The 20452-nt window shown below is 67.2% G+C and carries 17 protein-coding genes; 10 read left to right on the forward strand and 7 right to left on the reverse strand.

The genetic code is table 11. The features are described from left to right. Position 1: 1 nt before the first annotated feature. Positions 2-1231, reverse strand: coding sequence for a CaiB/BaiF CoA transferase family protein (locus tag IMZ29_RS13735; RefSeq protein ID WP_216184919.1), 1230 nt, complete (start codon positions 1229-1231; stop codon positions 2-4). A 218-nt stretch (positions 1232-1449) separates the two neighbouring features. Between IMZ29_RS13735 and IMZ29_RS13740 the strand changes: the two genes are divergently transcribed. The 7 genes from IMZ29_RS13740 (at position 1450) to IMZ29_RS13770 (ending at position 10257) form a co-directional block, all read left to right on the forward strand. Next, positions 1450-2265 (forward strand): alpha/beta fold hydrolase, encoded by an 816-nt coding sequence (locus IMZ29_RS13740; RefSeq protein ID WP_216184921.1) that lies wholly within the window; start codon positions 1450-1452, stop codon positions 2263-2265. 34 nt (positions 2266-2299) lie between these two features. Further along, the gene (locus IMZ29_RS13745) at positions 2300-3280 is read left to right on the forward strand and encodes a Bug family tripartite tricarboxylate transporter substrate binding protein (RefSeq protein WP_216184924.1); all 981 of its coding nucleotides are present in this window, start codon (positions 2300-2302) and stop codon (positions 3278-3280) included. Between the two features lie 59 nt (positions 3281-3339). Further along, complete coding sequence (locus IMZ29_RS13750) at positions 3340-4308, forward strand: Bug family tripartite tricarboxylate transporter substrate binding protein (RefSeq protein ID WP_216184927.1); 969 nt, start codon at positions 3340-3342, stop codon at positions 4306-4308. Positions 4309-4344: 36 nt separating this feature from the next. Next, positions 4345-5388: a mandelate racemase/muconate lactonizing enzyme family protein gene (locus IMZ29_RS13755; RefSeq protein WP_216184930.1), complete on the forward strand. Its 1044-nt coding sequence runs from the start codon at positions 4345-4347 to the stop codon at positions 5386-5388. 451 nt (positions 5389-5839) lie between these two features. After that, the gene (gene bioB / locus IMZ29_RS13760) at positions 5840-6883 is read left to right on the forward strand and encodes a biotin synthase BioB (RefSeq protein WP_216184933.1); all 1044 of its coding nucleotides are present in this window, start codon (positions 5840-5842) and stop codon (positions 6881-6883) included. A 13-nt stretch (positions 6884-6896) separates the two neighbouring features. Then, on the forward strand, positions 6897-7745 hold the full coding sequence (locus tag IMZ29_RS13765) for an EamA/RhaT family transporter (RefSeq protein WP_216184937.1): 849 nt from the start codon (positions 6897-6899) through the stop codon (positions 7743-7745). 121 nt (positions 7746-7866) lie between these two features. Next, positions 7867-10257, forward strand: coding sequence for a catalase (locus IMZ29_RS13770; protein WP_216184940.1), 2391 nt, complete (start codon positions 7867-7869; stop codon positions 10255-10257). 115 nt (positions 10258-10372) lie between these two features. On the opposite strand, the gene IMZ29_RS13775 is transcribed toward IMZ29_RS13770, so the two are convergent. The 4 genes from IMZ29_RS13775 to dctP all read right to left on the reverse strand — a co-directional run bounded on the left by IMZ29_RS13775 (position 10373) and on the right by dctP (position 14615). Continuing rightward, positions 10373-11647 carry a hydroxymethylglutaryl-CoA reductase, degradative gene (locus tag IMZ29_RS13775; RefSeq protein ID WP_216184943.1) on the reverse strand — a complete coding sequence of 425 codons (1275 nt, stop codon included), beginning with the start codon at positions 11645-11647 and terminating at the stop codon, positions 10373-10375. A gap of 25 nt (positions 11648-11672) precedes the next feature. After that, positions 11673-12983 (reverse strand): TRAP transporter large permease, encoded by a 1311-nt coding sequence (locus tag IMZ29_RS13780; protein ID WP_216184945.1) that lies wholly within the window; start codon positions 12981-12983, stop codon positions 11673-11675. Continuing rightward, complete coding sequence (locus IMZ29_RS13785; RefSeq protein ID WP_216184948.1) at positions 12980-13498, reverse strand: TRAP transporter small permease subunit; 519 nt, start codon at positions 13496-13498, stop codon at positions 12980-12982. Before IMZ29_RS13785 ends, IMZ29_RS13780 begins: the two co-directional genes overlap by 4 nt. A 70-nt stretch (positions 13499-13568) precedes the next feature. Continuing rightward, positions 13569-14615, reverse strand: coding sequence for a TRAP transporter substrate-binding protein DctP (gene dctP, locus IMZ29_RS13790; protein ID WP_216184950.1), 1047 nt, complete (start codon positions 14613-14615; stop codon positions 13569-13571). 171 nt (positions 14616-14786) lie between these two features. Between dctP and IMZ29_RS13795 the strand changes: the two genes are divergently transcribed. Further along, the gene (locus tag IMZ29_RS13795; RefSeq protein WP_216184953.1) at positions 14787-16166 is read left to right on the forward strand and encodes an aminotransferase-like domain-containing protein; all 1380 of its coding nucleotides are present in this window, start codon (positions 14787-14789) and stop codon (positions 16164-16166) included. A gap of 69 nt (positions 16167-16235) precedes the next feature. Here IMZ29_RS13795 and fahA read toward each other — a convergent pair whose 3' ends face one another. Beyond that, a complete protein-coding gene (fahA, locus tag IMZ29_RS13800) occupies positions 16236-17561 on the reverse strand; it encodes a fumarylacetoacetase (protein ID WP_216184956.1) in 1326 nt (441 codons plus the stop codon). Positions 17562-17581: 20 nt separating this feature from the next. Continuing rightward, positions 17582-18880 carry a homogentisate 1,2-dioxygenase gene (hmgA, locus tag IMZ29_RS13805; protein ID WP_216184959.1) on the reverse strand — a complete coding sequence of 433 codons (1299 nt, stop codon included), beginning with the start codon at positions 18878-18880 and terminating at the stop codon, positions 17582-17584. Between the two features lie 256 nt (positions 18881-19136). On the opposite strand from hmgA, the gene IMZ29_RS13810 reads away from it, so the two are divergent. Together IMZ29_RS13810 and IMZ29_RS13815 are read left to right on the forward strand one after the other, a co-directional pair. After that, positions 19137-19481 (forward strand): hypothetical protein, encoded by a 345-nt coding sequence (locus IMZ29_RS13810; RefSeq protein WP_216184963.1) that lies wholly within the window; start codon positions 19137-19139, stop codon positions 19479-19481. 8 nt (positions 19482-19489) lie between these two features. Beyond that, positions 19490-20404: a LysR substrate-binding domain-containing protein gene (locus tag IMZ29_RS13815; RefSeq protein WP_216184966.1), complete on the forward strand. Its 915-nt coding sequence runs from the start codon at positions 19490-19492 to the stop codon at positions 20402-20404. Positions 20405-20452 lie beyond the last annotated feature (48 nt).

The raw sequence follows: 20452 nt of genomic DNA on the forward strand, positions 1-20452 counted from the left end.
GTCAGAGGGTACCGGATGCGCGCAGGGCGGCGATCGTGGCATCGTCATACCCGATCTCGCGCAGGATCTCGTCCGTGTGCTGGCCGAGCAGCGGCGGTGCGGCCAGCGGACGCACCGTGGCATCGGCAAAGCGCATCGGGCTGGCCACCTGGGGCGCCGTGCCGCCGCTCGGGTGAGGAACGTGTGAGAGGACGCCACGTGCAATGGCCTGCGGATCCTCGAAGACTTCCGGCACGGTGTTGATCGCGCCGCAGGGCACGCCGGCGGCATCGAGCCGCGCGATGAGCTCGGCGCGTGGCCACGTCACGAAGGTCTCGCGCAGCAGCGGGTTGAGCGTGTCGATGTGTCGCACACGCGCCGCATTGGTCGCGAAACGCGGGTCCTCGGCCCACGACGGCTGGCCCACCGCCTGGCACAGCTTGGCGAACTGTCCATCGTTGCCCACCACCAGGATCATGTCGCCATCGGCGCACGCGAAGACGTCCTGAGGCTGGATGTTCGGGTGCGCGTTGCCATTGCGACGGGGCGCCTTGCCCGAGACGAGGAAGTTCATCGCTTGGTTGGCGAGAGTCGCGATCTGCACGTCGAACATGCCGATATCGATCGTGTCGCCCACCCCCGTCTCGTTGCGGCGAGCCAGGGCGGCCAGTACTGCCACGGCCGTGTACATGCCCGTCATGAGATCCACGATGGGTACGCCCACCTTCTGCGGACCGCCGCCAGGACGGCCATCCCGTTCGCCCGTCACACTCATCATGCCGCCCATCGCCTGGATGAGAAAGTCGTAGGCGGGCTGCTCGCGGCGCGGACCGGTCTGGCCAAAACCGGTGACCGAGCAGTAGATCAGCCTGGGGTTGATGGCGCGCAGGCTGTCCGCATCCAGGCCGTAGCGCGCGAGCGTGCCGACCTTGTAGTTCTCAAGCACGATGTCAGCATGCTTGGCAAGCTCGCGCACGATGCGCTGGCCCTCGGGCTGGTCCAGGCTGATGGTGATCGAACGCTTGCCGCGATTGACGGCGAGGTAGTAGCCCGCCTCGCGCGTGTCGTTGCCCTCGCCGTCCTTCAGGAAAGGCGGGCCCCAGGCGCGCGTGTCGTCGCCGACGCCAGGCCGCTCGACCTTGATGACGTCGGCACCGAGATCGGCCAGGGTCTGGCTGGCCCACGGGGCGGCGAGGATGCGGCTCAAGTCCAGGACGCGCACGTGCGACAGGGGGCCGGTGGAAGACTGCATGGGGTTCTCCGCGTCAAGCGTGCCGGCGGGGAAATGGCAGGTTCGCCGGCAGACAGTGGCGACTCTACGGACCGGCCCAGGCCTTGCCTATCCCTCGTGTCCGCAATGCTGCCATGCGCGGCGGCGCATATCGCCGCCCTGCCATGTCGTCTGGCACAAGTCAGCTATGAGCCGAGGCAGGCTGGCACACCCGCGGATGAGGGCATAGAGTGCGCAGCATGAAGACGATTCCCAACGCGCCTGCCTTTGCCGTCGAGCGCTTTGCCGTGACCGACGGCGATGTCCGTATCGCGGTGCTCGCGTGCGGCCGCGGACCGAAGCTTGTCCTGCTGCCCTCCCTGGGCCGGGACGGCGACGATTTCGTGCCGGTGGCTCAGGCACTGGCCGCCGCGGGAGTGCGCGTGCTCATGCCCAGCCCACGCGGGATCGGGGCGAGCACGGGCCTCCTGGACGGCATATCGCTGCACACGCTCGCGGGCGACGTGGCTGCCGTGCTGCGTGCAGACGGTGGCGAGCCTGCGCTCATCGCGGGGCACGCCTTCGGCAATTGGGTCGCCCGCGTGACGGCCATCGATCATCCCGGGCTCGTGCTGGGCGTGGCGGTGGTGGCCGCTGCGCACAAGAACATCGCCCCTGAGTTGCGCGCGAGCATCGATGCCTGCATGGACACGACCCTGCCCCGCGAGGAACGCCTGCGTCACCTGCAGGCCACGTTCTTCGCCCCTGGGCATGATGCCCAGGCCTGGCTGGACGGCTGGCATCCCGAGGTGGCCCGCGCCCAGCGCCGGGCGAGTGCGGCGACACCCGCGGGCTGGTGGAGTGCCGGGCGGGTGCCCGTGCTCGATCTGCAAGCCGAGGACGACGTGTTCGCCCCGGCGAGCGGCGCCCATCTGCTGCGCGAGGAGCTCGGCGCCGAGCGGGTGACGGTGGTGCGCATCGCCCGCGCCGGTCATGCCCTCATTCCCGAGCAGCCTGCCGCCGTGGCGCAGGCGCTGACCCAGTATCTGCACACGCTCAGACCCACGCCGCCCTGACGGCGGTCGACACCATAACGACAAGGAGACAACCATGACTGACTATCTGCTCACCGCGCGGCGCTTCATCGCAAGCGCCACGTGTGCCTTGACGATGGCCGCGCCTGCCCTGGCCGCGTACCCCGAACGCCCCATCCGGCTCATCGTGCCGTTCCCCGCAGGCGGGGCAGGCGATGTGATGGCGCGCGGACTCGCTCAAGAGATGAGTCGAGACCTTGGCCAGCAGATCGTGGTGGAGAACCGGGGTGGCGCTGGCGGATCGATCGCGGCAGAAACCGTGGCCAAGGCTGCACCGGATGGCTACGTGCTGCTCTTTGGCACCATGGGCACCCATGCCATCAATCCTGCCCTCTACACAAGCCTGGGCTACGACCCGGTGGCCGATTTCACGCCGATCAGCATGACGCACCTGAACCCCCGGGTGCTGGTGGTGCACAGCAACGTGCCGGCCACCTCAATCGATGCGCTCATCGCGCTTGCCAAGAGCAAGCCGGGCAGCATCACCTATGGGTCGGCCGGCAGCGGCAGTTCCGGGCATCTGTCCGGCGCGCTCTTCGCGAGCCAGGCGGGCGTCGACATGCTGCACGTGCCGTATCGCGGCAGCGCCCAGTTGCTCACGGATCTGCTGGCCGGGCGCGTGGACGCTACCTTCGATTCCTATGCCGTCTACGAAGAGCACATCCGCAATGGCACCGTGCGCGCCCTGGGTGTGACCTCGGCCGAGCGCATGGCCGTGCTGCCGGACGTGCCGACCATCGCCGAGGCCGGCCTGAGGGGCTACGACGTCTCTAACTGGCTGGGCCTCTTCGCGCCGGCCGGCATCCCCGATGCCGTGCGCGAGCGCCTGTCCACCTCGGCGCGCCAGGCCATGGCCGTGCCCGAGCTGCAGGCACAGCTGCAGCGCGTGGGGATTGTGCCCACATCCACGTCGCCCGCCGAATTCGCTGCCCTGATCCGTAGCGATCTGCCCCGTTGGGCCGAGATCGTGAAAGCCTCGGGCGCATCCGCACAATGACCGGGGCGGGCGGCGCCATCCCGGTGCCGCCGCCCCAGGTCGAATCACAGGAGATCTGCATGTCCCGTCGTTTCGTTCCCGTCGGCCTCGCCGCGGCGCTGGCCTTGGCGTTCGCTGCCCCGGCCGCTCAGGCCGCCTGGCCGGATCGCCCCCTGCGCCTGGTCGTGCCCTACGCAGCCGGTGGTCCGACCGACGTCGTGGCGCGCCAGATCGCCAATCAACTTGGCGACAAGCTCGGCCAATCCGTGATCGTGGAGAACAAGCCCGGCGCAGGCGGCACGATCGGTGTGGATTACGTGGTGCGTGCCGCCGCCGATGGCTACACCTTCGGCCTCGTGGCCCCTGGCCCGTTGGCTGGCATGCCCCAGCTCATGCAGGTGCCGTACGCACTGGAAGACATCAACTACCTGACCGTGGTTGGGCGCATTCCGTCGGTGGTCGTGGTCAATGCCGGTGGGCCGGTCAAGGACCTGAAAGGCCTGGTGGACGCGGCCAAGGCCAAGCCCGGCACGCTGAACTACGGCTCGGCTGGTGATGGCACGACGCCGCACATCGGCATGGAGCTCTTCAAGAAGGCTGCCGGCGCGGACATCCTGCACATCCCGTACAAGGGCGCGGCGCCCGCCGTGATCGCGCTCCTGAGTGGCGAGGTCGACGTCACCATGGTCGATCTGCTGCCCGTGCTGCCGCACGTGCGTGCCGGCAAGCTCACGGCGGTGGCCGTGGCGAGCAAGGAGCGCGCGCCGCAACTGCCGGACGTGCCGACGATGGGCGAGCTCGGCTATCCCAACGTGCTGATGGATACGCTGTATGGCGTGATCTCGCCCAAGGGGCTGCCCGATGACGTCCAGAAGGCCGTGACCGAGGCCATCCATGAGGCCGTCAACTCAGATGCCGTGCGCAAGCAATACGACTCCCTGGGCGTGCTGCCCATGGTCTCGAGCGGCCAGGAGTACCAGGCGCTCACGCAGGCCGAGTTCGAGAAGTGGCGCGGCGTGATCGCCGACGCCAATATCAAGCTGCAGTGAGGCTGGCATGAAGATCGTCGACGTCGCCGTGCGCCCATGCGTGCAACCGCTGCGGGATCCAACCTGGAAGTTCGCCCGGGCACGGTGCCGCAGCTGGAAGGGCACGTGCTCGTGCTCACGGATGAGGACGGCCATCAGGGGCTGGGCTATGTACACGCCATCCCGGCCATCACCACCGACGGTGCAGGCGCCCGGGCCGGCCTGGATTTCCTTGCCCCGTTCTTGCAGGGCCGGCGCGTCGACGATCTGGCGGGCATCGCCGACGAGTGCGATGCCGTGCTGGCCTTCGCGCCCAGCGTCAAAGCCGGGGTGGACATGGCGCTGCACGACCTGCTGGCCCGCCGGCTGGGCGTGCCCGTGCACGTGCTGCTGGGCGGCAAGCGTCGCGACACGATCGCCCAGGGCCGCATCCTCGCCATCAAGAGCCCGGCCGAGATGGGGGCACAGGCCGAGCGCCTGGTGGCAGAAGGTTATGGGCAACTCAAGCTCAAGCTGTCCGGTGACGTGGACCTGGATGTGGCGCGGGTGGCTGCCGTGCGCGACGCGGCGGGTGCCACCACGGCCATCACGCTGGACCCGAACCAGTCCTACCACGCCAAGCAGATGATGCGGGCGTTCGCGCGCATGGAGACGTACGACATCGCCCTCATCGAGCAGCCGGTGCCGGCAGCCGACGAGGCAGGGCTGGCGCTGCTCACGCGCACGCTGCCCGTCATGGTCGAAGCCGACGAGAGCGCGCAGACGGTGCGCGACGTGTTCCGTCTCGTGAGTGAGCGCAAGGTGGACGTCATCAACCTCAAGGTGACCAAGCTCGGCGGCCTGCAGCGCTTCCTGCAGGCGGTGCGGATCTGCGAGGCGGGTGAGGTGGGCGTGCGGGTCGGCGCCGCTTTCGGCCCGGCTCTCATGCAGGCGATGAGCGTGCAGGCGGCGAGTGTCGTGCGTCATCTGCCGGCGGCCTGCGAGCTCGCCGAGCACCTCCACCTGCTGGACGATCCGTTCACGCCGTTGCCGGTCACACAGGGCACCATTGCGGTGCCGGATACGCCCGGGTGCGGCGTCGCTTTCGCCCCGTCCGCATAGCGGACAGACACGCGCCCCCAGGCCGTCGCCGGCCGGGGCGAATCGCTGAAGATCCTCGTTGGCGCGCCGGCTCCGCAGTGGGGCCTGCAGCAGGCAGTCCTGGCGCGCGCTCCGGAGGGTGTCATGAAGCACAGGGCAGCGCGCGGCAGCAGCCTCGTACGGCGCATCCATGCGCCGCGCCTGGCGGGGTTGGCGCTCGGGATCGTCGATGACGGCTCGGTCGCAAAGGTCTCGCCCTGACGACGGGATGGCATGTTTCATTAAGTTTCAATTAAAGTGGTCGTTCCGCGTCAACGACGTTATCAGCACGTTGGAGACGCCAGGTCGTCTTCACGCTTCGATCTGTCATCAACGTCTCCCAACATCGTCTTATATGGTGGCAAGATGCAGGCATTGATCTTCAGGGTCGGTGTGCCTACCATCGCCGTCCAGTGATTTCTGGAAGCCGCCCATGTCGATCTGCCCACCACCCTCCGCCAAGCCGACCGCCGAGCAGCGGGTCATTGCACCGAGCTCACGCGCCGGGCACCTCTGGTCCGTGCAGGCCGTCATGGATCTGTACGATTTGCCGCTCGCCGATCTGCTGGACCAGGCTCGTTCCGCTCACCAGCAGCACTTCCAGGCCAATGCGGTTCAACTGTCGAGTTTGCTGTCCATCAAGACCGGCGGCTGCCCCGAGGATTGCGGGTATTGCCCGCAATCGGCCCGCTTTGACACCGGCGTGGCCACGGAGGCCATGCTGCCACTGGCTACCGTCGTGCAGGCAGCGCAAGCTGCGAAGGATGCTGGCGCGAGCCGATTCTGCATGGGCGCGGCCTGGCGCAGCCCCAAGCCACACCAGCTAGAGGCCGTGGCCGACTGCGTGCGCGCGGTCAAGGCCTTGGGTCTGGAGACCTGTGTCACGCTGGGCATGCTGCGCGACGGACAGGCCGAACAGCTGCGCGAGGCGGGGCTGGACTACTACAACCACAACCTGGATACCTCGCCCGAATACTATGGCGAGGTCATTACGACCCGCACCTACGACGACCGTCTCGATACCCTCGGCCGCGTGCGTGACGCCGGCATCCACGTCTGCTGCGGCGGCATCGTCGGCATGGGCGAGACCCGGCGGGACCGAGCTGGCCTCATCGCCCAGCTCGCGAATCTCGCGCCACCGCCGGATTCGGTGCCGATCAATCATCTGATCGCCGTGCCGGGAACGCCGCTGGCCGACGTGCCCACCCTCGATCCGCTGGAGTTCGTGCGCACGATCGCCATTGCGCGCATCACGATGCCGCGCGCGGTGGTGCGGCTCTCGGCCGGGCGTGAGGCCATGGATGACGCTACGCAGGCACTGTGCTTCTATGCCGGGGCGAATTCCATCTTCTATGGCGACACGCTGCTCACGCGTGGTAATCCGCAACTCGAAGCCGACCGCGCCCTGTTCTCCCGCCTGGGCCTGCACGCCAGCGCCGGCGATCCTCACCTGGCTTCGGCCCCGACCGCAATCTGACTCGCCCACCGTCATGTTCTATCTCGTCGCCAGCATCACCTGCAGCGTCGCCGTCTCGGTGCTGCTCAAGCTCTTTCGTCGCCACGGCATCGACCCGGGGCAGGCCATCTGCGTGAATTACGCCGTGGCACTCACGATGACGCTGCTCCTGCTGCAACCCTCGATGGCCTCGTTGCAGGCACCCGCCACGCCATGGGCCGTGCTGATCGTGCTCGGGGTGCTGCTGCCCTCTGTATTTCTCGCCATGGCGGCCTCTGTGCGCCATGCTGGCATCGTGCGCAGTGACGCGGCGCAGCGACTGTCGCTGTTCATTCCGCTGCTGGCCGCCTTTTTCCTCTTCGGGCAGGAGCCTACGCTGCGCACCGTAGGTGGCATCGCGCTCGCGCTTGCCGCGCTTTTCTGCCTGTTGAAGCGCCATGTCGATACCCCTGCCGAGGGCGGAACTTACGCCTGGCTTTGGCCGCTTGCCGTCTGGCTCGGTTATGGCGTGATCGACATCCTCTTCAAGCAGATGTCCAAGGCCGGGACGGCATTCCCGGCCGGTCTGGCCGCGTCGTTCACATTGGCTGGCGTCATGATGCTTGCCTATCTCCTGTTGCGCCGCACCGTGTGGGCGCGGCGCAATCTGGTCGCAGGCATGCTGCTCGGCCTGCTCAACTTCGGCAACATCCTGTTCTATATCCGCGCCCACCAGCAGTTTCCGCAGGATCCCGCATTGGTCTTCTCGGCCATGAACATCGGGGTGGTGGGGCTGGGAGCGCTGATCGGTGCCTGGGCGTTCCGCGAGCCGTTGAGCAAGATCAACCTGCTGGGTCTGGCGCTCACCTTCGTGGCCATCGCCGTGATGATCCCGCGGGGCTGAGCCGAGCCCCCCGGGGGGGGCATGCGCCTTGCTGAGCTGTGGAGCTATCCGAGAAGCCGGAGGTCCTTCGGGACTGCCCGGCTTCTTTCACGCCGACACAGACTCCAGGAGAGCGCGCGACATGGCGAAAGCAAAGACGAAAGTGGGGAAGCCGAGTGGACCGGTGAACGCGGACACGGCCTTCGGCACGACCGACAGCGGCCCGGCCGGTGCGCCCCCCGCTGGCTCCGGCAACCCGCTGGTGCAGAAGGCCGCAGATACGGGCCAGGCCGTGGGTGCCATGCCGCACAACGCCCACAAGGCCGGCGAATTCGGCCTGGACAACGGCCATGCGCCGCCGCGGGGCGAATCGGTGGAGGTTTCGCGCCGCGTGTCAGCCAGTACGCTCTCGGAAGAGAACCTCAATGCCAAGACGGAAAACGCCGCTGAGTCCGGCGTCAATGCTGCGCACGGCGGCCTGTCGCGCGTACGCGCTGATGCCTCCGGCCAGGCGCTGACGACCAACCAGGGCGTCCCGGTCGCGGACAACCAAAATTCGCTCAAGGCCGGCCTGCGCGGCCCCGCGCTGCTGAAGGACTTCATCCTTCGCGAGAAGATCACCCACTTCGATCACGAGCGCATCCCTGAGCGCATCGTGCACGCCCGGGGTTCTGGTGCCCATGGCTTCTTTGAAGCGTACGAGGCGCTGACGGATCTCACCTGTGCCGCACCCTTTGCCGAAGCCGGCAAGACGACGCCCGTGTTCGTGCGCTTTTCCACGGTGGCTGGCGAGCGCGGCTCCAAGGACACGGCGCGCGACGTGCGCGGTTTCGCGATCAAGTTCTACACCGACCAGGGCAACTGGGACTTGGTGGGCAACAACATCCCTGTGTTCTTCATCCAGGATGCGATGAAGTTCCCGGACTTGGTGCATGCAGTCAAGCCCGAGCCGCACCACGGCATGCCGCAGGCGGCGTCCGCCCACGACACGTTCTGGGACTTCATCTCGCTGAGCCCGGAATCCACCCACATGATGATGTGGGCCATGTCGGATCGTGCCATTCCGCGCAGCTATCGGATGATGCAGGGCTTCGGTGTGCACACCTTCCGCTTTGTCAACGCCGAGGGCGAATCGCACTTCGTGAAGTTCCACTTCTCGCCCAAGCTCGGCACGCACTCTCAGGTGTGGGACGAAGCCGTGAAGGTCTCGGGGGCGGATCCGGATTTCCACCGCCGCGATCTCTGGGAGGCCATCGAGGCCGGTGAATACCCCGAATGGGAAATGGGCGTGCAGGTCTTCTCGGAGGCCGAGGCCGATGCGTTCAGCTTCGACGTGCTGGATCCGACCAAGATCGTGCCCGAGGAGCTCGTGCCGGTGCGACCGATCGGTCGCCTGGTGCTGAACCGCAACCCCGACAACTTCTTTGCCGAGACGGAGCAGGTGGCCTTCTGCGCCGCGCACGTCGTGCCCGGCATCGATTTCACGAACGATCCGCTGCTGGCCGGGCGCATCCACTCCTATGTGGACACGCAGATCTCCCGCCTGGGCGGGCCGAACTTCCACGAGCTGCCCATCAATGCGCCGCTCGCGCCGGTGCACAACAACCAGCGCGATGGCATGCATCGCCAGACGATCAACCGGGGACGCGTGGCCTACGAGCCGAATTCCCTGGGTGGCGGCTGCCCCTTCCAGACGGGCAAGATGGCCGGCTTCGTGCCGTTCCCCGAGCCGGTGCAGCAGGACGAGGTGCGCGGCAAGCCGGAGAAGTTCGCCGAGCACTACAACCAGGCCACGCTCTTCTTCGAGAGCCAGTCCGAGCCTGAAAAGCAGCACATCATCAACGCCTTCGTCTTTGAACTGACCAAGGTGACGGTGCCGGAGATCCGCCATCGCATGGTGGCAGGGCTGCGCAACGTGTCCGAGCCGCTGGCGCAAGCCGTGGCCGAGGGGCTGGGCATGGCCACGCTGCCGGACCCGCTGCCGCGCGCACACCCGAACCCGCCCAAGGCCGAGGTGACGCAATCGCCCGCGTTGTCCCTGCTGGCGCGCCCGGGTGAACTCGGCGTGCGTTCGCGCCGGGTGGCGGTCCTGGTCGCGCCCGGCGTTCGCGCCGCCGAGGTCAAGGCGCTGGCAGACGCCCTGACTGGCCAAGGCGCCATGGTGCGGCTGGTGGGTCCGCGCATTGGTCTCATGAGCGGTGACAGCGGCAGCGTCGATGCGGACACCAGCGTGGAGGCCCAGCCGTCGCCCACGTTCGATGCCGTGATCATCCCGGACGGCGAGGGCGCCGCGGATGCGCTGGCGCTGGACGGCCGTGCCCTGGAGTTCGTGCGCGACGCCTACCGTCACTGCAAGACGCTGCTCGCCATCGGAGCGGGTCAGGGCGTGCTCGAGGCTGCCGGCATCACGGAGGACGACGAAGACTCCGGGCTCATCGTGGCCGAATCCGCCGATGAAGGCGTGCCGGCCTTCGTGAGTGCACTCGAAATGCACCGTCATTTCGCGCGGGAGACCGATCCGCCGATGGTGTGAGTCCCGCACGACGGTAGCGGGTCTTGCCCGCTGCCGCGATGCTGCACCGCGGGTTGCCAGCGAACGCACAGGCCACGCCCCCGCCCGGGGCCATGGCCTGTGCGACTGGCGGTGCTCAGCCGCGAAGCCGGGCGAGTTCCTGTTTTGCGATGTCGACCCGGACGGTGCCTTGTGCCACCAGCGCCGCGGCCACCTGGGCAATTTCATTACCCTGAGCGCCCGCCATCATCGCGATGTTCTGCGCATGCAGTGACATGTGACCCTTCTGGATGCCTGTCGTGGCCAGTGCCTTGAGCGCAGAAAAATTCTGCGCGAGGCCGACGGCCGCGATCACGCGTGCGAGCGCTTCGGCCGAGTCCACCCCGAGAATCTTCAGGCAGGCGCGCGCCGTGGGATGCAGGCGCGTGGCGCCGCCGATGAGGCCCACGGCCAACGGCAGCTCGATGCTGCCGGCCAGATCACCGTCGGCCGTTACTTCCCAGGTCGTGAGGCTGGAGTACCAGCCCTGGCGGGCGGCGTAAGCGTGCGCACCGGCCTCGACGGCCCGGGTGTCGTTGCCGGTGGCAAGCACCACCGCTGACACGCCGTTCATGATGCCTTTGTTGTGCGTGGCCGCACGGTACGGATCGGCCGCGGCGAAGCGGTAGGCGCTCACGATGCCATCGCGAACGTCGGCACCCCCGATGGCCTCGCAGGTCCACGTCGCCCGGGCACGCGCCAGTCGGCGATCCGCGAGATTGGACAGGATGCGCAGATAGACGCGGCCGCCCGTCCAGCCTTCCAGATGCGGCGCGATGGTCTCGGCCATGGTGTTGACGGCATTCGCGCCCATGGCGTCACGCGTATCGACGATGAGATGGGTGATGACCATCGGCCCGCCCGCCGTATCCACGATCCGCACTTCCAGATCCCGGAAGCCGCCGCCGAGTTCGACCAGCAGCGGGTCGCATGCATCGCACAGCGCCTGGATCTCGGCCTTGCGCTCCAGGATGCGGATGCGGGCGTGCGCGGGATCGGGCGTATCCACCAGCTGGACCTGCGCGATCATGAGCGAGCCGGAGGTCGAGGTGACGAAGCCGCCGCTGCCGTAGCACTGGCGCGCCGCGTTGCACACGGCAGCCACGACCGACGACTCCTCGGTGGCCATGGGGATCAGCACATCGCGGCCGTCGACCTTCATGTTGGTGGCCACGCCCACGGGCACGTTCATCGTGGCGATGACGTTCTCGATGAGGTGATCGGCCAGGTGCGGATCGAGGTTGCCCATGTCCGCGAGGTGCTGGGCGGTGTCCTCATCGAGGCCGGCGAAGTCCACCACGCGAGCGAGACGCTCGGCGATGCTGTTCTTGTGCAGGCCGGACAGGCGGGAAGTCGGGGTCGGGTGAGTCACGGTCAGGATTCCGATGGGAGGTCGATCAGTGGCTCATCAGGCGCGGGAGCCAGGTGACGAGGCCGGGAAAGGCAGCGCAGATCAGCACAGCGAGGATCTGCATGCAGAGAAAGGGCGTGACGCCGCGATAGACGGTGCCCATGTTCAGATGCTTGGGCATGGCCGCCTTCATGTAGAAGAGCGTGTAGCCGAACGGAGGGCTCAGGTACCCCGTCTGGATCGTGATGGCATAGAGCACGCCGAACCAGATTTCGTCGAATCCGAGTGCGCGTACGATCGGCAGGAACACCGGCACCGTGAGCAGGATGATGCCGATCTCGTCCAGCACCGTGCCGAGGAAGATCAGCACGAGCATCATCACGGCAAGGATGACGTAGGGGTGAACATCCAGCGACTGGATGAACCCCATCAGCGTGTCGGCGCCGCCCAGGCCCGTGAAGATCGCGACGTAGGCCTTGGCCCCGATCGTGATCCAGAGGATCATCGCCGTGGCTCGCAGAGTGGTGACGGCCGCCGCCCACAGCGGTGCGACGCGCAGGTTGCGGCGTAGCGCGGCGGCAAGCAGCGCGCCCGCGACGCCCACGGCGGCGGCCTCGGTGGGCGTCGCGATGCCAAAGAAGATCGATCCCAGGATCACGACGATGAGCATGCCGGGCAGCAGGAGCGACTTCAGGCTGGCGAGCTTCACGCGCAAAGGCACGGGCGCGCCGTCGCCCTTGGGCACCCACGCCGGGCGCAGGATCGCGACAGCCACGATGTAGATCATGTAGAGCGCGGCCAGGATGAGCCCTGGCATGATGCCCGCGATCAGCATCTTGCCGATCGACACCTGTGCCGTCACGGCGTAGACAATCGTCAGCACCGACGGCGGGATGAGAATGCCGAGCGTGCCGGATGCGCAGATGGTGCCAGTGGCGAGTCGGGGATCGTAGCCTCGCCTCAGCATCTCGGGCAGGGCCAGCACCGCCATGGCGGTCACGGCTGCGCCGACCACGCCGGTCATGGAGGCCATGACCACGCAGATCACGACGGTGCCCAAGGCAATGCCACCGCGCACGCGGCCGAACCACAGCTCCATGGCGCGGTAGAGATCCTCGATGATGCCCGAACCCTGCAGGATCGCTGCCATCAGGATGTAGAGCGGAATGGCGAGCAGCGCCTCCGAGCGCATTGTGTCGAAGATCTGCAGTACCAGGATGATCACGGCGCTCGCATCCCACAGCGTGACCGTGATGAGCAGCGACAGCCCGCCCAGCACGAACGCGATCGGCAGGCCGGTGAGCATGAGCAGCGTGAGCCCGCTGAACATGAGGATCAGGATGGTGTTCGAGCTCATGTGGCGTTCGCCTCCAGCGCAGGGTCACGACAGAGGATGCGCAGGAACTCGGCGATGCTTTGCAGACCGAGCAGCGTTACCGCCAATGGGATGGTGAACTTTACCGGCCACACGGGCGGGTTCCACGCGGAGTAGGAGGTCTCGCGGAACTCCCAGGCCTGGATGGCCAGGGGCGCGGCAAAGTAGAGCAGGATCACGCAGAAGGCGATGATCACGAGCTGGTTGAAGAGATCCAGCCCGCGCCGCCACGCGGCGGGCAGCTTGCGGTGCAGCAGATCCAGATTGACGTGGCCGCCCAGGTGCAGGAGGTAGGGGCCGCCCAGCAGGAAGTAAGGCCCGAAGAGCAGGGTGGCGAGCTCCATGCCCCAGACTGTCGGCCGGCCGAACACGTAGCGGCTCACGACTTCGTAGAGCATGACGGGCACGATGACGGCCACGAGCAGGGCGACAGCGTTGAACATCAGGCGGTTCACGCGCGTGATGGCGCGAACGTACCAGCCGATCAGGGAAGGCATGGCATCTCGTCGGAAGAGCGGCGCCGGCCGCCCGCACTGCAGGTACCGGCGCCTTGGGGTCGCGGGAGGGTCAGCCGAGCAAGCCGAGCTGCTTCATGAACGCCATCTGGCTCTCGAGCACCTTGGTCGCCAAGGGATTGTCCTTGGTCGCGGCCCGCCACGCGGCCTGAGCTTTGGCGCGCCCCTCGGCCACGTCGCCCATGTCCAGCGTGGAAATCTCCACGCCCTGCTTGCGGAAGTTCTCCAGTGCCTTGCCATCGGACACCAGGATGTGCTGGCGCAGCGCGGCCGAGGTCTCGCGCGCAGCCACGGCCAGTGCCGCCTGGAAGGTCTTGGGCAGTCGCTCGAACGCGGCGCGGTTGGCCACGTAGCTGGTGGCCGTGGTGGGCTGGTGGGGGCCGGGCATCACGATGTACTTGGCCACTTCGCCCAGTCCGGCCTCGTAGTTGGCAGACAGATCGCCGCGGTCCGCGAGATCGATCACGCCCTTGTCCAGCGCGGTGTAGACCTCGCCCGTGGGCAGGGGCGTGACCGCCACGCCCAGACTGCCCATCACGGCCGAGGCGAGCCCGACGAAGCGGCCCTTCTTGCCCGCCATGTCCGCGATCTTGTGGATCGGAAACTTGGCGTGGATGGGCTCGGGGCCGTAGACGGTCGGAGCGATGTAGTGCAGGCCGGCCGGCGCATACGCCTCGCGGGCCATCTCGAGGCCGCCGAGTTCGTAGAACCATGCTTCGTACTGATCCGGCTCAGGAAAGCCGAAAGGCACGGTGCTGGTGAAGGCCAGCGTGGGGATACGGCCGGCATCGTAGCCGTCGAAGGTCTTCATCAGCTGGAAGGCGCCACCGCGCACCGCATCGAATGCCTGCGCGGCGGGCACGATCTGGCCCGCGGCGAACAGACTGATCTTGAACTTGCCCTCGGTCAGTTCGGCCACGCGTGCGACGAAGCGTTCCTCGAACTTCTGCGGCGTGGTGCCTGGATCCCAGAGCGCCTGCATGCGCCACGTCACCGCTTCCTGGGCCCGTGCGGGCAGGGCCGCGCCGAGCATGGCGCTGCCGGCCGCGCCAAGCGTCAGGGCTTTGATCGCCGAGCGTCGCTGGGTGTTCGTCTTCATGGGTCTCCTCCCGGTGTCTGTGTATGTACCCACGTCTTTGCGGTGCTTGCGCAACCCTGCGTGGCCGATGCATAGTGCCGAAGTTCTCGGGACAATAAAAGGTACAGTTCAAGAAACTGACCGCATCTGTACCAGACACATGACTGGTACGGACAGACGGAGGAGACATCGATGAGCCGTGTCAACGACATCGTGGCCGGCATCGCCGCTCGCATCGAGCGCGGCGATCTGCGGCCGGCCGAGCGCCTGCCCTCGGTACGCGCCGGCGCTGCCGCACATGGCGTATCGAAGAACACGCTTGCCGAAGCCTACGATCGGCTGGTGGCCCTCGGCCTGCTCGAGGCGCGCCCCGGCTCCGGCTACTACGTCGGCCAGGCGCGCCATGCATCCGCGCAGCCGGTGGCGCCGCATGTCGTGGAAGCCATCGATACCGTGTCGCTGTTGCGCGAGCAGCTCGTGCAGCACTACGCCGTGCGCGTGGGCGATGGCAGGGCGCCACCTGCGTGGATGGCGCGGTTCGATCTGCCCCGGCCGAGCGCGGCAGGGCGTGCCGCAGATGTCGAGCTCGAGCACGGCTATGGCAACCCGTGGGGCAACGCGCCGTTGCGCGATCGCCTCGCGCAGACGCTGGCCGAGCGCGGCATCACGGCCGGCATCGAGCAGATCCTGCTCACGCACGGCGCCAATCACGCGCTCGATCTGGTGGCGCGGCAACTCCTGCAGCCGGGCGACGTCGTCCTCGTCGACACACCCGGCTACTATCCGTTGTTTGGCAAACTGCGACTGTCCAATGTGCGTGTCGTCGGCGTGCGTCGGCTGCCGGACGGGCCGGACGTCGAGGACCTTGCCGCCAAGGTTGCGGCCTTCAAGCCGAAGGTCTTCTTCACGCAGTCGCTGGCGCACAACCCGACAGGCGGCTCCCTGACGCTGCCGGTGGCGCACCGCGTGCTGCGCGTGGCCACCGAAGCGGGCATGTATATCGTCGAGGATGACCCCTTTGCCGACATCCTGCCCAGCACCAGCCCGCGTCTGGCGACGCTGGACCAGTTGGAACGCGTCGTTTATGTTGGAACATTTTCGAAGACGCTGTCGGCCAGTCTGCGCGTGGGCTACGTGGCCGGCGCGCCTGCGCTCATGAAGACGCTGTGCGACCTGAAGATGCTGACGGTGGTGAGCACGTCGGATTTCGTCGAGCGCCTGGTATTCAACCTGATGGCCCGCGGCCAGTATCTGCGCCACGTGCGGCGCCTGCGCGGCCATGTGGAGCGGGCCCAGCGGGATGCGGCCAACGCCCTGGAGGGATTGGGCCTGACCCTGTCGCACGTGGGCGGCGGGGGTTTCTATCTCTGGGTGGAACTGGCGCCGCACATCGACGAACTCGCGCTGGTGCGGGCAGCCGCGCGGGAAAGCGTGTTCCTCGCACCGGGGTCGGTGTTTCGCACCGAACGTGTGGACCAGCCACCCGCGCTACGGGTGAATGTCGCCTACGCCAATGATCCGAGATTCGTGGACTTCATGCGCCGGCACGCTGGGGGACGGGCTCCCCGGTGAGGCGCTGCGGATCAGACGCCGCGCGAGGGCGGCATCTGATCGCATGCGGCGAATGCCGCGTGCCGCGTGTCAGCCCAACAAGGCAGGCAGGACGGTGCCAGCAGAATCGCCGAAACCGATCCGGCGAAAGCCTTCCTTCTCGCACCAGCCGCGCAGGATGATCTCATCGCCATCCTGCAGGAAGGTGCGCTCTTCGCCCCAGGGCAGGGCGACGGGCTTCTGGCCGCCGCTGCTCAGTTCCAGCAGCGAGCCGGCCTCGTCAGCGTTGGGACCGGACAACGTGCCCGTGCCGAAGAGATCGCCTGCCTGCAGATTGCAGCCATTGACCGTATGGTGGGCCACGAGCTGCGCGGCGTTCCAGTAGGCGTGGCGATAGTTCGACTCGGCCAGCAGGGCGGGCGCGGCGTTGGCTTCGCGCGATCGCTGGGTCGTGATGAGCGTCTGCAGATGGACGTCCAGCGCGCCTTCGGCGCGGTTCTGTTCGCTCGACAGGTAAGGCAGGGGCGCCGGGTCACCCGCGGGGCGCTCCCAGGCGGTACGGAAGGGCTCCAGCGCCTCGAGCGTCACGATCCACGGCGAGAGCGTGGTGGCGAAGCTCTTGGAGAGGAAGGGGCCGAGCGGCTGATATTCCCAGGCCTGGATGTCGCGGGCGGACCAGTCGTTCAAAAGGCACAGGCCGAAGATGCGCGATTCGGCGTCTTCCAGGCGGATGCGCGTGCCCTGGGCATTGCCCGGGCCGATGAAGATGCCCATCTCGGTCTCGTAATCGAGCCGCTGGCAGGGCGAGAACTGCGGCTCGGTCGCGCCCTTGGGCAGGATCTGGCCGACGGGACGCGGAAACTGCTGGCCCGAGACGCCCAGGCTGGAGGCGCGGCCGTGATAGCCGATGGGCACCCACTTGTAGTTGGGCAGCAGCGGATTATCGGGACGGAACTGCTTGCCGATCGTCGTCGCGTGATGGATGGACGTATAGAAGTCCGTGTAGTCGCCCACTTGCGCGGGCAGGGTGTACTCCACGTCCGCCTGCGGCACCAGCACCTTGGCGATCGCGCTCTGCTGAGCCGAGCCTTCGCGCAGCCCGCGAGACAGGGCCAGGCGCAGCGCCGACCACACTTCGAAGCCCGCGGCCATGAGTTCATTCAACCCTGGCAGCTTGCCGTTGCAGGCGGCGAGCGCATCGTGCGCACGGCCCGTGAATACCTTGGCCGCATGCAGGGCGCGCAGATCCACGATCTGGTCGCCGATGGCCACGCCAGGGCGAAAGCTCTCCGCGCTGTCGCGGCGACGAAAGACGCCGAACGGCAGGTTCTGGATGGGAAAGTCCGTGTCCGGCTGATTGGCCGATTCCACCCAGCTGCGCAGCTGGGCGTCATGTGTCTCGTTCAGTTGGGGCATGAGGATCTTGTCGTGGGCAGTCAGGGTTGCGCAGGGTTGAAATGCTTCTTCAGCCCTTGCCAGCATTGATAGTAATCGCTCTGAAGGAGCGGGGAGCCGAGCGCGCGCGCGGTCGGGCGGATCACGCCGCGCGTCTCGAACATGAAGGCCATCGTGTCGCGGATGTAGTGCGGCTTGGTCGTGTCGGCCTGGGTCGCCTTCTCGAAGGTGTCGGCATCCGGGCCATGGCTGCTCATGCAGTTGTGCAGGCTCGCGCCGCCGGGGGCGAAGCCTTCGGCCTTGGCGTCGTACACGCCCTGGATGAGACCCATGAATTCGCTGGCGACGTTGCGGTGGAACCAGGGCGGACGGAAGGTGCCCTCCATCGCGAGCACGCGCGGCGGAAAGATCGCGAAATCCATGTTGCCCACGCCAGCGGTGTCCGAAGGCGAGGTGAGCACCGTGAAGATCGACGGATCGGGATGATCGAAACTGATCGAGCCGATCACGTTGAAATGGCGAAGGTCGTATTTGTAGGGATAATGCGTGCCGTGCCAGGCCACGACGTCCAGCGGGGAGTGGTCCAGCGCGCACTGCCAGAAGCCGCCGGTGAACTTGGCGATCAGCGTGAAGCTGCCTTCCACGTCTTCGTAGGCGGCCGCCGGTGCCAGGAAATCCCGCGCATTGGCCAGGCCATTCGAGCCGATCGGGCCCAGTTCCGGCGGGCGCAGCGAGGCACCGAAGTTCTCCAGCACGTAGCCGCGCGCCTCGCCGTCGGGCAGCTCCACCGTGAAGCGCACACCACGCGGGATCACCACGATCTCCAACGGCTCGGCGTCAATCACGCCCAGCTCAGTGCGCATCCGCAGGCGGCCGAGCTGCGGCACGATGAGGAGCTCGCCATCGGCGTCATAGAAGAAGCGGCCCGTCATGTCGCGGTTGCAGGCGTAGAGATGAATCCCCACGCCGGTGTGCGCCTCGGGGCTGCCATTGCCGGCCCAGGTGACCATGCCGTCGATGAAGTCGGTGGGCTCGCCGGGAACGGGTGGCGGGCTCCAGCGCAACTGGTTCGGCGTGACGGGGGCCGTGCCGAAGTCGCTGTCCCAGTGACGCGCCCCTTCATAAGGCTGGAAGGGCTGGTGCACGACGCCCGGGCGAATCCGGTAGAGCCAGGAGCGGCGGTTCTCGTGTCGCGGCGCGGTGAAGGCCGAGCCGGACAATTGCTCGGCATACAGGCCATAGGCGCAGGTCTGGGGTGAATTGCGGCCGACGGGCAGGGCGCCGGGCAGGGCTTCGGTCGCGTGGGCGTTGCCGAAGCCGGACAGGTATTGGCGTTCCATGGGGTGTCTCCTGGACACGAAGGCGCCCGTCCGATGCGGGCATGACGGCATTGTGGGCGATGCCGCCACCGTTGGCGAGATGAATGAGAGAATATTGGTTATTCACCCTGTGAATATGTCGATGGAGCGCTACTCGTGTGGAAGCTCCTGTGCGTGTCCCCTGCGCTTGGGTATCATCGCGGCGTGCCGCAGGTCGCTGCCGAGGCACATCATGGCGCGGCGCCGGTGCTGCGCTCATCCTTTGGAGAAACGCCCCATGTCCCGCCTGTATCCTCGCCTGGCCTTCGCCGCCCTGCTGGCGAGCGCGCTGGCTGCTGCTTCCGTGGTGCACGCTGCCAACCGCGTCGTCACCATCCACAACAAGACCGATGTCCTGATGACGGAGTTCTATGCGTCCAACGTCGATACGGACGATTGGGAAGAGGACATCCTGGGCGAGGACGTGCTGCGTCCGGGTCAGTCCTTCGACGTCGACATCGATGATGGCACCGGCGCCTGCCGCTTCGATTTCAAGGGCGTCTTCGACGACGGCGACGAGGTGGTGAAAAAGAACGTGAACGTCTGCAAGGTCGGCTCGTTCTCGTTCACGAGCGGCAAGTAGGACCCGCCATGATCGACCTGCGCGGCCTCGACCTGAACCTGCTCGTCATCCTGCAGGGCCTGCTCGAGGAGCGCAGCATCTCGGCGGTGGCGCGCCGGCTGGACTTGTCCCAGCCGGCCGTCAGCAACGCATTGCGCAGGTTGCGCGTGGCGCTGGACGACGAGCTCTTCGTGCGCAGTGCCAACACGATGCAGCCTACGCCGCTCGCCGAGCGGCTGGCCGAACCGGTGGGCGAGGCCTTGTCGCTCCTGTCGCACATGCTGGACTTTCGCGAGGCCTTTGACCCGGCGGCCGGCGCGCGCCGCTTTCGGGTGGCGATGTCCGATGTGGGCGAGATCCATTTCATGCCACGGCTGCTGGCGCGCTGTGCGGCCGACGCCCCGGGTGTGCGCATCGACAGTGTGCGGCTGGCCGGCACCGAACTGCGCCGCGACATGGAGGCAGGACGGGTCGATCTGGCCATCGGCGCCTTCGCCGAGGACATGGGCAGCGGCTTCTTTCAGCGGCAACTCTTCCAGCAAGGCTATCTGACCCTGCACCGCCCCGGCATGGCCGGCGTGGGCGAGGGCATGTCGCGCGCCGCCTTCGTAGCCCAGCGTCATCTGATCGTCTCGCGCGCCTTGCCCTACGGCCAGATCAATACCTCGCTCGAGCGAGCAGGTGTGGTCCTCGATGCGCACTTCAGCGTGCCGCACTTCGGTGCCGTGCCGTACATCGTCGCGAGCAACGACGTCCTGGCCACCGTGCCGGAGAAGCTCGCGCAGAGCGTGGCCGAGCGCTTCGGGCTGGCCACGTTCACGCCGCCATTGCGCGTCGCGCCCCTGCAGACGCGGCTTTTCTGGCCGCGGCGGTTGCACCGCGATGCCGCGAATCAGTGGTTGCGCGAACGCGCCGTGCAGCTGTTTGCAGGTGAGACCGCCTGAGGCGATGAGCCGTCTGGCTCGACCATTCGTCGCGATGTGTTACAGTAA

This window comes from Verticiella alkaliphila (genome assembly GCF_018904615.1).
Classification (GTDB): domain Bacteria; phylum Pseudomonadota; class Gammaproteobacteria; order Burkholderiales; family Burkholderiaceae_B; genus Verticiella; species Verticiella alkaliphila.

What these genes read in the sequence shown, in the direction of transcription:
- IMZ29_RS13735 (WP_216184919.1), bottom strand. Translation starts at nt 1,231, where the DNA reads ATGCAGTCTTCCACCGGCCCCCTGTCGCACGTGCGCGTCCTGGACTTG.
- IMZ29_RS13740 (WP_216184921.1), top strand. Translation starts at nt 1,450, where the DNA reads ATGAAGACGATTCCCAACGCGCCTGCCTTTGCCGTCGAGCGCTTTGCC.
- IMZ29_RS13745 (WP_216184924.1), top strand. Translation starts at nt 2,300, where the DNA reads ATGACTGACTATCTGCTCACCGCGCGGCGCTTCATCGCAAGCGCCACG.
- IMZ29_RS13750 (WP_216184927.1), top strand. Translation starts at nt 3,340, where the DNA reads ATGTCCCGTCGTTTCGTTCCCGTCGGCCTCGCCGCGGCGCTGGCCTTG.
- IMZ29_RS13755 (WP_216184930.1), top strand. Translation starts at nt 4,345, where the DNA reads ATGCGTGCAACCGCTGCGGGATCCAACCTGGAAGTTCGCCCGGGCACG.
- bioB (WP_216184933.1), top strand. Translation starts at nt 5,840, where the DNA reads ATGTCGATCTGCCCACCACCCTCCGCCAAGCCGACCGCCGAGCAGCGG.
- IMZ29_RS13765 (WP_216184937.1), top strand. Translation starts at nt 6,897, where the DNA reads ATGTTCTATCTCGTCGCCAGCATCACCTGCAGCGTCGCCGTCTCGGTG.
- IMZ29_RS13770 (WP_216184940.1), top strand. Translation starts at nt 7,867, where the DNA reads ATGGCGAAAGCAAAGACGAAAGTGGGGAAGCCGAGTGGACCGGTGAAC.
- IMZ29_RS13780 (WP_216184945.1), bottom strand. Translation starts at nt 12,983, where the DNA reads ATGAGCTCGAACACCATCCTGATCCTCATGTTCAGCGGGCTCACGCTG.
- IMZ29_RS13785 (WP_216184948.1), bottom strand. Translation starts at nt 13,498, where the DNA reads ATGCCTTCCCTGATCGGCTGGTACGTTCGCGCCATCACGCGCGTGAAC.
- dctP (WP_216184950.1), bottom strand. Translation starts at nt 14,615, where the DNA reads ATGAAGACGAACACCCAGCGACGCTCGGCGATCAAAGCCCTGACGCTT.
- IMZ29_RS13795 (WP_216184953.1), top strand. Translation starts at nt 14,787, where the DNA reads ATGAGCCGTGTCAACGACATCGTGGCCGGCATCGCCGCTCGCATCGAG.
- fahA (WP_216184956.1), bottom strand. Translation starts at nt 17,561, where the DNA reads ATGCCCCAACTGAACGAGACACATGACGCCCAGCTGCGCAGCTGGGTG.
- hmgA (WP_216184959.1), bottom strand. Translation starts at nt 18,880, where the DNA reads ATGGAACGCCAATACCTGTCCGGCTTCGGCAACGCCCACGCGACCGAA.
- IMZ29_RS13810 (WP_216184963.1), top strand. Translation starts at nt 19,137, where the DNA reads ATGTCCCGCCTGTATCCTCGCCTGGCCTTCGCCGCCCTGCTGGCGAGC.
- IMZ29_RS13815 (WP_216184966.1), top strand. Translation starts at nt 19,490, where the DNA reads ATGATCGACCTGCGCGGCCTCGACCTGAACCTGCTCGTCATCCTGCAG.